We start from the raw sequence: 11,474 nt of genomic DNA on the forward strand, positions 1-11,474 counted from the left end.
GTGGACGTCGAAGGCGATCCGGGTCATGATTTTTGGCCTGCCTTTCGTGGTGAAATGGGCGCGACACCCTATCCTTCGCCACCAGGCAGGCCATTTCATGTTAGCCTCTCCACGCAGTGGCGAGGGGAACGGCAACGACAAGAGCCACGGCAAAGGAACCGCGCCGGAAAGGAGCAAGGGGCGGCCCAAGGGGAGCAGACCGCCCCGAAGTTCATGGCAGGCATGGTCCCGGTCGCTGGGAGGGTTAGCCTCCTCGCAGACTGCGAACGAAGGCCGCTGCGGCAGGCGCCGGGTTCTCGCCGGCTTCGGCGATGACCTTGACGACGGCACTGCCCACGATGGCGCCGTCGGCGACCTGCCACACGGAGCGCACGTGGTCGTGGGTGCTGACACCGAAGCCCACGGCGACGGGCTTGTCGGTGACCTCGCGGATGCGGGCGATCATCTCCGGCAACTGCGGCGGAAGCTCGGTGCGCGCCCCGGTCACTCCGGCACGCGAGACCGCATAGACGAAGCCCGTGGTGGCATCGGCGGCCAGCTTGATCCGTGCCGGTGGCGTTGCCGGTGAGACCAGGAACACCGTCGACAGGTGGTTGGCCTCGGCCAGCTCCCGCCACTCGCCGCTCTCCTCCGGCGGCAGGTCAGCCAGAAGGACTCCGTCGAGACCGGCTGCCGCAGCCTCCGTGGCAAAGCGGTCGAGCCCGAAGCGGAAGAGCGGACTCACGGAGGACATGATCACCAGCGGAATCTGCGAACGCTCACGGATCTGGGCGACGCACTCCAGGACTCCGGCGACCCTGGCGCCGCCCTTGAGCGCACGCTTGGCTGCCGCCTGAATGGTCGGGCCATCTGCCACCGGGTCGGAGTAGGGCACGCCGAGTTCGACGAGATCGGCCCCGGCCTCCTCGATGGCCCACACGATGTCACGAGTTGCGGCAAGGCTCGGATCGCCGGCGCACAGATAGATGATCAGGGCGCCTCGGCCCTCGGCTTTGGCCTCCGAGAAGGCCTGCTGAAGACGACTCATGGACGAACAACCCCTCTCTGGTACCAACAGCACCGGGTCGGGGTCTTCACGGCGCAGGGGCTCCGCCCCTACAACCCCGCTGGGGCCCAGGCCCCAGACCCCTCTTGTCGTGCGGATTCCGGGCAGAAGCTTCGCTTGCGCTGCCGGAATCCGCACCCTTCGGGCCAGAACGGCGAGGCCCCGGACAGCCCAGGGACACGGACTTCAGCGCGTCAGTGCTAGCACCGGAAGGCTCTCAGCCGCGCAGAGCGAGAAGGCGCTTGACCTCGGCGACGTCCTTGTCTCCCCGGCCCGACACGTTGATGACGATCAGGTCGTCGGGCGCGAACTGGCCCTTGCGCTTGAGGACCTCGGCGACGGCATGGGAGCTCTCGAGCGCCGGGATGATGCCCTCCATCTCGGAGAGAGCGATGAAGGCGTCGAGGGCCTCTCGGTCGGTGACGGGCACGTACTGGGCTCGGCCGGTGTCCTTGAGGTAGCAGTGCTCGGGGCCGACGCCCGGGTAGTCAAGACCGGCGGAGATGGAGTAGGCCTCCAGAACCTGCCCGTCCTCATCCTGCAGCACGTACTCGGCCGCACCGTGGAGGATGCCGAAGGTGCCCTTGGTGAGGGTCGCGGCGTGCTTGTCGGTGTCCACGCCCATACCGGCGGCCTCGACACCGATCAGCTCGACGCCCTCGTCGCCGAGGAAGTCGTGGAAGATGCCCATGGCGTTGCTTCCGCCGCCGACGCAGGCGAAGACCTTGGTCGGGAGGCGGCCTTCCTTCTCCAGGCACTGCTGCCGGGCTTCTTTGCCGATGACGCTCTGGAAGTCGCGCACCATCGTCGGATAGGGGTGCGGTCCGCAGACGCTGCCGATGATATAGAAGGTGTCGTCCACGTTCTCGATCCAGTCGCGCATGGCCTCATCGAGAGCGTCGGCGAGGGTGCCGGAGCCGGAGCTGACCGGCACGACCTCGGAGCCGAGAAGCTGCATGCGGTAGCAATTGAGCTCCTGACGGCGGATGTCCTCGGTGCCCATGTAGACGGCGCACTTCATGCCGAAGAGGGCAGCGACGGTGGCCGAAGCGACACCGTGCTGGCCCGCGCCGGTCTCGGCGATGACCCGGGGCTTGCCCATGCGTCTGGCAAGCAGGCCCTGGCCGAGAGTGTTGTTGATCTTGTGGGAGCCGGTGTGGTTGAGGTCCTCGCGCTTGAGGTAGACCTTCGCACCAACGAGCTCACTGAGGCGCGCGGCATAGGTCAGTGGCGAGGGACGGCCGGCATAGTCGCGCAGATAGGCGTCAAGCTCCTGCTGGAAGCTGGGGTCGGCCTTCGCCTCGGCGTAGACGGCATCAAGCTCCTGCAGGGCGGCCATGAGCATCTCGGGCACGTACTGGCCGCCATAGCGACCGAAACGTCCGGGTTCGGCTTGCGTGGTCATCGTGGCAATTCCCTTTCGGTGGGCTGCCCGCGGTCGGGGCTCGTCCCCTCCGGGCAGCAGATATGTGGACTGGCAAAGCTCCAGCAGTCGCAAAAAAGCCGTGAGCGTTGCGAGCACGCCCACGGCCACAGGTTCGGTCTACGAAATCCCAGGCAGGCTGACAGGCGGCTCGCGCTAGAGCGAGTGACGCCAAGACCAGGCTCGAGGATTCCTTTCGATGTGCATCTCGTTATCTCTCCGCAGTCCGTCTAGGCGTAGTGTATTGCGCCCGCAAGGCGAAGTCAAGTCGAAGGGTCAGACCTCGGTTCGGTCCCTGGGACGCTCGCCCGGCCGGGCCTGGACCGAAGTGAGAGGTCGCAGGCGCTGGCCCGGGTCCTCGCTCTCCATGAGGATCGACCCGACCAGGACGGCATCGACGCCACAGGCGGCCAGTCGCTGGACATCCTCGATGCCGTGGACGCCGCTTTCGCTGACGAGGAGGCGATCCCGGGGGACGCGCGACGCAAGGGCCTCGGTGTGCGCCAGGTCCACGGTCATGGTCTTGAGGTCGCGATTGTTGATGCCGATGACCTCGGCCCCGGCGTCGAGAGCGCGCTGGATTTCCTCGGCGTTGTGCGTCTCAACCAGCACGCCCAGATCAAGGGATTTGGCAAGCTGCAGCAGGAGACGCAACTCCAGGTCCCTGAGCGCCGCAACGATGAGCAGGATCGCGTCGGCCTCCAGAGCTCGCGACTCGTAGACCTGGTAGTCATCGCAGATGAAGTCCTTGCGCAGCACCGGCAGGGGCATGTAGCTGCGCGCCCGGTGAACCATGAAGTCGTACCCGTGGAAGAACTTGGCCTCGGTGACGCAACTGATGGCGGAGGCGCCGTTTCCGGAGTACTCCTGGGCCAGGACCCGCGGGTCGAGGAGCTGGTCGAAGGCCCCGTGGCTGGGGCTGCCGTACTTGATCTCGGCGATGACCTTCACCTGGGGACCGCGGAGCATGGCACGGAAGTTCCGTGGCGAACCAAGTTGCCTGATGCGCTCCTGCAGGTGGTGCACGGGGACTTTCTGTTTGAGCGCTTCCACCTCGAGGCGGCGGTTTGCGACGATCTCATCAAGGATAGTGTCGGCCATAGCTCAGGATATCGATCTCCAACACAGGAGGGCGGTCGCGGCAGGTCAGTTGCCTGCCCTTGGCGGCTCCTGCGTCTGTGGGTTCATGAAGCGGTTGTTGGTGAGGCAGAGGCCCCGGGAGGCCGGATCGTACTGCACGGCCCAGCCCTTGGCGCTGAGGATGTTACCCGCAAGGCTCAGGTCATGGCAACTGCGGTCCGCGCTGATCATGACCCGCTGAACCTGGGGCTGGAGACGGACGGGTCATAGCTGCGCCACCAGTGGTGCGAGGACCTCGGCGACTCCCCGCAGGAAGGTCTCATCCTCCAGGCTGTAGGCGCCGGGGTCATCGCAGTCGGAGTCTATCTGCCCGACGATCTGTCCCTCATGCCAGAGGAGCACGACAATCTCGCTACGCACGGTATCGCTGCAGGCAAGGTAGTTCTCGATGGCGCGGACGTCCTGAATGACCTGGTTGGTCCGCTCGGAGACGGCAGTCCCGCACACTCCCCTACCGACGGGAATGCGGACGTGGTCGGTCGGCTTGCCGACGAAGGGTCCGAGCTCGAGCACGTCGCCACGGAGCACGTAGACGCCGACCCACTGGTAGCGGGGATGGCGGTCCTGGATGGCCTGCATGGCCACCTGAACGGCCTCTTCGGGCGACCGCCCAGGTACCGTGTCGCGGATATGGGCCAGTGTCTGTTCGTAGCTGCAGGTCACGGTTTCCTCCCCGGGGCGGCCAACCAGCGTAACACGGCCTACTCCGCCGCCCACTCCGTCCTAGAGCCCCATGAGGCGGTTCGCACGGTCGGCGATACTCTTCGAACGCTCCTTCAGGAACCGGGCGTAGTCGTCTCTCATCAAGGCGTCTTCGGCCGAGGAGAAGATCAGATGCGTCCTGAGCCACCGTCGCCAGTTGGTGCCTGCCTTGCGAGCAAACTCCCGCAGGTACTTCGAGGGCGGCTGCGCCCCAATGCCGAGGTTCGTCTGAGCCGGAATGAGCATAATGTTGGCAACGCTGTTGGCCTGCTTCTCGTCCCACCCTTTCCCCGCGAGCCACTTCTTCGGGAAGATGTGGTGGTAGTGGCGTCCGTTGGCCCTCGAGAGGGAGTTGTCCAGAGTTACCGGCATGCCGCTGTGGAGGTCGACCGGACCGGTCTTCGCCAGGGCGGCCAGCACTGCAGCCGAGAACGCCCAGGAGGGTTTGTGGGGTGCCTCGATTATGCGCTCGGGAGGAACGGGATCGACTTCCCATAGCACGCGGCGCGTCTTCCCAGCAAGGTCGCCCATCAGCTTCATATCGGCTTCGGTTCTACTGCCGGCATCCGCGTAGTAGCGGGCCCCAAACCCGACGCGCCAGAAGTACTGGCACAGCTGTTGCGACCGCTTCGCGTCCGGGTTCATTCGACCATTCCGGTCGAAGAAGTGCGACAGCACGACAAGCACAGCGGGGTAGCTGAGAAGCCCCAGGCTGGGCAGACTAACGGCCTGACGGAGGAAGTCCACCGTCAGCTTGAGGCACGCGCCGGTGTGCCCCCAGGCTTCGGCGATATCGTCGCGTCCCACCCCCATGATGTCCCGCTCGGACACGCCGCCTCGCACGTGCGCTGCGATGGCCTGCAGCATTAGTCTTCCGTCAAAGCCGAAGCCCTTTTGCTCGAACTCGTCTGAGAGCTGATCCCATCTCTCTCGCAGGTTGAAGTCCTTCGACCATGTCTTCGCCACCATGATGTCGAACAGGTTCAGCGACATGCCGCCCCTGTTGACGCGCTCGAACATCTCGCAGACCGCGTGGGAGGGTTGGTTGCGTACCCGGACTACAGGGAACTGGTAGGTCCGAAAGGCCTCACGAATCTCGCTGAACCGACGCAGTCGCGCCTTGGCCAGCCGAGGCGTGATGGTGTGCGCCCTCTCGCCCACAAGGTCAGCAAGGGGTATGCAGGTACGAGCGTTCGGACAGTCTCTTCGGAAGATCTCCTCGCGTCGCGGGTCGGCCTCCAGGTCCGCGTATACCTTGTAGGTCTCGCCCTCCACCTCGGCCTCGACCACCGAGGCATAGAGAGAGGTGATTCGCTGCTGCCCGTCAAGGACGTAGCTCACTTGCCTGCCTGCAGGGACATCGGGAAGCGCAATGTTGCCGATGTTCCGAAGTGACCCGAGCTCCTCCTCAGTGTCCCAGAACAGGAAGGAGCCGATGGGGTAGCACTTCGCGATGGAGTCGAGCAGCCGGAGCGTGCGATCGAGGTCCCAGTCGAAATCCCTCTGGAAGGCGGGTATCTTGACAACCCCCTGCCCGATGTCCTCGATGAGCTGGGTGTAGCCCATGGTTTCGATGCTAACCGAAGGTTCGGCCATACTGCTGAACACCTCCGCGGCTCGTGACTGCCGCATGCTGTGCGAACGACGCCCAGTCTGCGCCAACAGCCAGTCTTGAGGGTAAGGGCAGACTAGGAGGCCGATTCAGTACACATGGGCGTCTGCTCGTTCCGCATTTTGCCGTCTATCACCTGCTGAGGGTCTTGAGGGCCTCCAGCTTGGTCCTCGCAGCGCCGCTGTCCAAGCTCGCAGCGGCCTTCTCCAGGCCTTCCTCCATACTCCTCGCCAGGCCGCCGATGTAGATGGCTGCCGCAGCGTTGAGCAGGACGATGTCGCGCCGCGGTCCCTTCTCACCTTCGAGCACGGCCATCAGGAGTGCCGCGCAGGTCTGCGGGTCGCCGCCGCTGATCTGGTCGAGCTCGGCGCGCTCGATGCCGAACTGCTCCGGCGTCCAGGTCTGGGTCGTGACCGCCCCGTCGCGAAGCTCCGAGACCTGCGTCTCGCCGACGGTGGAGATCTCGTCCATGCCCACCAGGCCGTGGACGACCAGGGCGTGCTCGCTGCCCAGGGTCAGCAGGGCCTCGGCCAGCAGCTCGGTGTACTGCGGCGCAAACACACCGATGAGCTGCCGACGTGCCCCGGCGGGGTTTGTCAGCGGACCGAGAACGTTGAACACGGTGCGCAGGCCCAGCTCACGTCGCGGGCCGATGGCATACCGCATCGCCGGGTGCAAGGTCGGCGCGAAGAGAAAGCCGATGCCGATCTCATCGAGGCAGTGCGAGACCACCTCGGGCGATGCCTCGATGTTCACGCCCACGGCCTTCAGGACATCGGCGCTTCCGCAGCGACTCGAGACGGCCCGGTTCCCGTGCTTGGCGATTGCGACCCCGGCTCCGGCTGCTACCAGAGCAGCGGCGGTGGAGATGTTGAAGGTGTCGACGCGGTCGCCACCGGTTCCGCAGGTGTCGATGACGTTCTTGCGCGAAGTGCGGATTGGCACGGCATTGTCTCGCATGGCCCGGGCGAAGCCGCCGATCTCCTCGGCGGTCTCCCCCTTCATGCGCAGGGCGATCAGGAAGCCGCCGATCTGGGCATCCGTTGCATTGCCGCTCATGATCACGTTCAGGGCGCCGTAGGCCTGCTCAGGGGCCAGGTCGCGGCCCGAAACCAACTCATCAAGGATCGTCTTCAGCATGTGGATAGGCTCCACCATAATGGGCCTCCACCCTTCCACGACGCCCTCCGGCGCCGCGTGTAGTGTTCAGGGATTGGGAGGGGCTGCCGGAGGGGCCGACCAGCCCGGTAGGGATACGTCAGAGGACCTTGCGCGCCCTCACTGCCCACAGGGGCGAGATCTTGAGAAACCAGCGCAGTTTTGGGTGCTCCTCAAGCCCCGCCGCATCAGGCACGGGCTCCTCGGAAGCGACGATCATGAGGCCCGCCTCGGCCAGGGCATTGAGGTACTCGCTGAGGTTGAAGCAGAACTGGTAGGTCTCGTCGCCGAACCACCGCGCAACCTTCTCGAGCACGACCGCAGGTCCGTAGTAGTCGCGGATCACGCAAGCGGTCCTGAGGCCCTCGTCGTCCGCCTCCCACTCGCCACGCTCCAGCACGGGGTGAGGGATGATGAAGACCATCTCACCACCAGGCTTGAGCAACCGGGAGGCTACGGCGAAAGTGTCCAGTCCGTTCGGGGGCTCCGTCAGGGCCATAGCGGAGGTCACAAGGTCGAAGCTACCAGGCTCGAAGGGCGACGGATCGGTCATGTCGCCGAGCCGGTAGGTGATGTCGAGGCCCTGTTGCGCCGCTTCCTCTCGGGCTGCGGTGATCAGAGTCGGGGTCAGGTCAACGCCCGTGCAGTGAGCGCCGGCACGGGTGAGCTCACGCGTGACGGCACCCTCGCCGCAGCCAAGGTCGATCAGGCGCTTGCCGGCAACGTTCCCGACGAGCCGCCAGAAGGCAGGCAGGATGACATGCTCGCGCCAGGCGCTCTTTCGCTCACGCACCAGCGCGATCCAGTCGACGGCCGAACGTTCCCAGGCGTCCGCCGCCTCCTTTGCGGTTGGCGGGGCAACCCAGTGTCTCATGGCTTGCGGCCCATCTGCACGAAGTTACGCAGCAGGTCCATGCCCGGCCCGGTCATGATGGACTCGGGGTGGAACTGCACGCCCTCGATGGGGTACTCGCGGTGGCGCAGGCCCATGATCTCGCCCTGGTCGGTCTCGGCCGAGATCTCCAGACACGCGGGCAGCGAATCGCGCATGACGAGCAGTGAGTGGTAACGGATTGCGTCGAAGGGGTTGGGCAGGCCGGCAAAGACACCCTTGCCGTCGTGATGGATGGGCGAGCTTTTGCCGTGCATGAGCCGGTCGGCGCGCTTCACCTCGCCGCCGAAGACCTGACCGATGGACTGGTGGCCCAGGCAGACGCCGAGGATGGGGACCTTTCCGGCCATGTGCTGGATCAGAGGCATGGAAATACCGGCCTCTGCGGGGGTGCAGGGACCGGGAGAGATGACGAGCAGGTCAGGCTTTGCGTCCTCGACCTGTTCGACGGTGATCTTGTCGTTGCGGTATACGCGTACCTCTTCGCCCAGTTGTGCGAAGTACTGGACCAAGTTGTAGGTGAAGGAGTCGTAGTTGTCGATGAGAAGGAGCATGGTCGGTGTATGTCTCCACAGTGCCGGTCTCGATCGCGTCCGACCGATCCCGGCTGGCCCGGAAGGCGGGCCGTGCCAGAGCCTGGGCTGAGACTCCCATACCGATACGTCGTTCTCCCCGCACCGGAGACAGCTACGCCAGCATGGGATCGTTACCCGACCTTGGTTCTATCTTCGCGCATCGAGGGCGAAACGTCAAGGGAGGGGCGGCACCTCACCCCCTGTCCCCTCTTCACGCGTGGCGAGGGGGAAAGGCAAGGGCAACAGATCACGGCCAGGGCGTCTCACTGCCCGCCAAGAATCCAAGTGGCCCGTCCGAAGACGGGCCACCCTGGATCCTACGGGCATGGACTAGAGGCAGTTACTTGACGGTAACGGTCTTGGCCAGGTTGCGCGGCTGGTCGATGTGCTCGCCGCGGAGGTCGGCCATGTGGTACGCAAGCAACTGCAAGGGGATGGCGATGGTGATCGGCGACACATACTCGTGAGTCGCCGGGACCCAGATCATGTCGTTGGGCTGAGCCGCAATGTCACTCGGGTCGGCATCGGGGTCGACGCCGGTCTGCGGGATCTTCTCGTCGCCGTCATAGGCCACGGCAACAAGCGGGCCACTGCGGGCCTTGATCTCCATGATGTTGCCGACCATCTCGTCGTGAGTCGGGCCTGCGGGCGCGACGGCCAGGACAAACATCTCCGGGCAGACGAGGGCGATCGGACCGTGCTTCATCTCGCCGGCGGAGTAGGCCTCGGCGTGGATGTAGCTGATCTCCTTGAGCTTGAGAGCGCCCTCCATGGCGGTGGCGAGGTTGACGCCACGGGCCAGGTAGAGCGCATTGGACTTTTGGTAGTACTTCTTGGCGACCGCGAGCACGTCATCCTCGCGGGACAGAAGGGTCTCGGCCTGCGCCGGAGCGGCAAGGAGGGCCTTCTTGATCTCGCGGATCTGCTCGGGGGAAGCGGTGCCACGGATCTCGGCGAAGTACAGCGCGAGGAGCTCGATGGTGAGGACCTGGAGGGTGTAGGCCTTGGTGGAGGCGACACCGATCTCCGGACCGGCCTGGATGTAGGCCACGCCGTCACTCTCGCGAGCGATGGAGCTGTCGACGACGTTGATGACGCCGATGACCTTGGCGCCCTTGCGCCTCATGGCGCGCAGACCCTCAAGGGTGTCGGCGGTCTCACCGGACTGGCTGACGACGATGCAGAGGGTGTCGTCGAGGACGACGGGATCGCGCTGCTGGAGCTCGGCGGCCAGATCAGCTTCGGCCGGGATGCGTGCCAGCTTGTCCATGAGGAAGCGGCCGACGACGCCTGCATGGTAAGCGGTGCCGCAGGCGGTGAAGACGACCTTCTTGAGGTTGCGGATCTCGTCGACGGTCAGGCCGATGTTCTCGAAGGTGATGGGCTTGTCCGGATCACTGAGGCGACCGGCAAGGCAGGCCCGCATCGCATCGGGCTGCTCGTGGATCTCCTTGTGCATGAACTTCTTGTGGCCGCCCTTCTCCGCCGCGTCGGCGGGCCAGGGGATCACATAGGGGTCGTGGTGGATCGGGTTGAGCTGCAGGTCCGTGATCTCGACGCCGTCGACCGTGATCTTGCATAGCTCGTCGTCGTTGATGACGTAGACCTTGTCGGTCTCGGCCCGGATCGCGCCCATGTCGGAGGCGATGTAGTTCTCGCCCTCGCCGATGCCGACGACCAGCGGGGAGAAGCGGCGGACGGCGATAAGCTCGTTGGGGCTGTCGCAGCAGATGATGCCGAAGGCGAAGGCACCCTTGAGATCGAGAACGGCCTTGCGAGCGGCCTCGCGCAGATCGCCATCGTAGTATTTCTCGACGAGGTGAGCCATGACCTCAGTGTCGGTCTGGCTCTTGAAGACGTGACCCTCGCCCTCAAGCTGAGTGCGGAGTTCCTGGTAGTTCTCGATGATGCCGTTGTGGACAACGGCGATCTTGCCGTCGCAGCTCAGATGCGGATGGGAGTTCTCGACGGAGGGCTTGCCGTGGGTGGCCCAGCGGGTGTGGCCGATTCCCAGAGAGCCGACGAGCGGCTGCTTGCCGAGGGTTTCCTGCATGATATCGAGCTTGCCGACGACTTTGCGGGTGTCGAGGGTCCCGGCGGCAGTGACGACGGAGATACCGGCCGAGTCATAGCCGCGGTACTCGAGGCGACGCAGGCCGGCCAGACAGATCGCCGGCGCCTGACGGGTGCCGATGTAGCCAACAATGCCACACATGTGACTTGCGCTCCTTTGCGTGTCTTCCGTGACGAGGCGTCACGAGGTGATAGTTAGAGCATTACTCCCAGGGACGAGGGGCCGATCGACGATGGAAAGCGCCGCGCAACAGTCGCGGGGCACTACCTACCAACGGGGCAAGCACAACGGGCCGTCCCGCACGGGCACGGGCCGGCCGGTCATGAACACGCTGCGAGGCCGACGTCTGTCGGTCAGCGGCAAGACCTGGGGACGACGCATGGCAACAGGCCCTAAAGCGTGAACCGCCCTTTCACACCCAGGCATCGGGTTTCCTATTCCTTGGTAAGCCTACCATATCCTGCCTGCCTTCACAATACGGCACCTCACCACCTGCCCCCTTTGCACGCACGGCGACGGCACCTCACCCCCTGCCCGCTCTCCAGGAACGGCAAACGGCACCTCACCCCCTGCCTCCGGCATCCCCCTCGCCACCGCGTCTATACATTACCCACATCTAGGAGATGGGGGGCGAAGAGGAGGGCGCCCAGGACGATGTCATGCAGGCGGTTCAGCCCGCGCCAGAGCGTCTTGGCTCCCGGTTCGCCATCGCCCTTGCGAGCCAGGAAGCCGCCCAGTTGCGCTACCCAACGGGTCACTTCCCGCAGCGTCGGCGTCTCCTTCGGTGGCGCTTGCCCGTGGTGCAGCGCGCAGTAGGCCGCTTGCCACTCGATGTCCAGAAACGCAACCGTCG

11 protein-coding genes are annotated in these 11,474 nt (G+C 65.1%); all 11 read right to left on the minus strand.

Translation table 11 applies throughout. From position 1 onward, the window contains the following. Positions 1 to 244: 244 nt before the first annotated feature. Positions 245 to 1,027 carry a tryptophan synthase subunit alpha gene (gene trpA, locus ABFE16_18950; GenBank protein MEN6347377.1) on the minus strand — a complete coding sequence of 261 codons (783 nt, stop codon included), beginning with the start codon at positions 1,025 to 1,027 and terminating at the stop codon, positions 245 to 247. A 235-nt stretch (positions 1,028 to 1,262) separates the two neighbouring features. Continuing rightward, a complete protein-coding gene (trpB, locus tag ABFE16_18955; protein MEN6347378.1) occupies positions 1,263 to 2,450 on the minus strand; it encodes a tryptophan synthase subunit beta in 1,188 nt (395 codons plus the stop codon). Between the two features lie 294 nt (positions 2,451 to 2,744). Next, positions 2,745 to 3,569, minus strand: coding sequence for an indole-3-glycerol phosphate synthase TrpC (gene trpC, locus ABFE16_18960; protein ID MEN6347379.1), 825 nt, complete (start codon positions 3,567 to 3,569; stop codon positions 2,745 to 2,747). 45 nt (positions 3,570 to 3,614) lie between these two features. After that, on the minus strand, positions 3,615 to 3,779 hold the full coding sequence (locus ABFE16_18965; protein ID MEN6347380.1) for a hypothetical protein: 165 nt from the start codon (positions 3,777 to 3,779) through the stop codon (positions 3,615 to 3,617). Positions 3,780 to 3,812: 33 nt separating this feature from the next. Beyond that, complete coding sequence (locus tag ABFE16_18970) at positions 3,813 to 4,271, minus strand: GAF domain-containing protein (protein ID MEN6347381.1); 459 nt, start codon at positions 4,269 to 4,271, stop codon at positions 3,813 to 3,815. Between the two features lie 60 nt (positions 4,272 to 4,331). Beyond that, positions 4,332 to 5,906 (minus strand): DUF262 domain-containing protein, encoded by a 1,575-nt coding sequence (locus ABFE16_18975; GenBank protein ID MEN6347382.1) that lies wholly within the window; start codon positions 5,904 to 5,906, stop codon positions 4,332 to 4,334. A 148-nt stretch (positions 5,907 to 6,054) separates the two neighbouring features. After that, a complete protein-coding gene (gene trpD, locus ABFE16_18980; GenBank protein MEN6347383.1) occupies positions 6,055 to 7,080 on the minus strand; it encodes an anthranilate phosphoribosyltransferase in 1,026 nt (341 codons plus the stop codon). Between the two features lie 100 nt (positions 7,081 to 7,180). After that, positions 7,181 to 7,954, minus strand: coding sequence for a methyltransferase domain-containing protein (locus ABFE16_18985; GenBank protein ID MEN6347384.1), 774 nt, complete (start codon positions 7,952 to 7,954; stop codon positions 7,181 to 7,183). Beyond that, complete coding sequence (locus ABFE16_18990; GenBank protein ID MEN6347385.1) at positions 7,951 to 8,526, minus strand: aminodeoxychorismate/anthranilate synthase component II; 576 nt, start codon at positions 8,524 to 8,526, stop codon at positions 7,951 to 7,953. The genes ABFE16_18985 and ABFE16_18990 overlap by 4 nt, the downstream gene beginning before the upstream one ends. A 361-nt stretch (positions 8,527 to 8,887) precedes the next feature. Further along, positions 8,888 to 10,762 carry a glutamine--fructose-6-phosphate transaminase (isomerizing) gene (gene glmS / locus ABFE16_18995; GenBank protein ID MEN6347386.1) on the minus strand — a complete coding sequence of 625 codons (1,875 nt, stop codon included), beginning with the start codon at positions 10,760 to 10,762 and terminating at the stop codon, positions 8,888 to 8,890. A 458-nt stretch (positions 10,763 to 11,220) separates the two neighbouring features. Further along, a partial coding sequence (locus tag ABFE16_19000) for an IS4 family transposase (GenBank protein ID MEN6347387.1) occupies positions 11,221 to 11,474 on the minus strand: 254 nt, incomplete at its 5' end.

The organism is Armatimonadia bacterium (assembly GCA_039679385.1).
Lineage (GTDB): Bacteria > Armatimonadota > Zipacnadia > Zipacnadales > JABUFB01 > JAJFTQ01.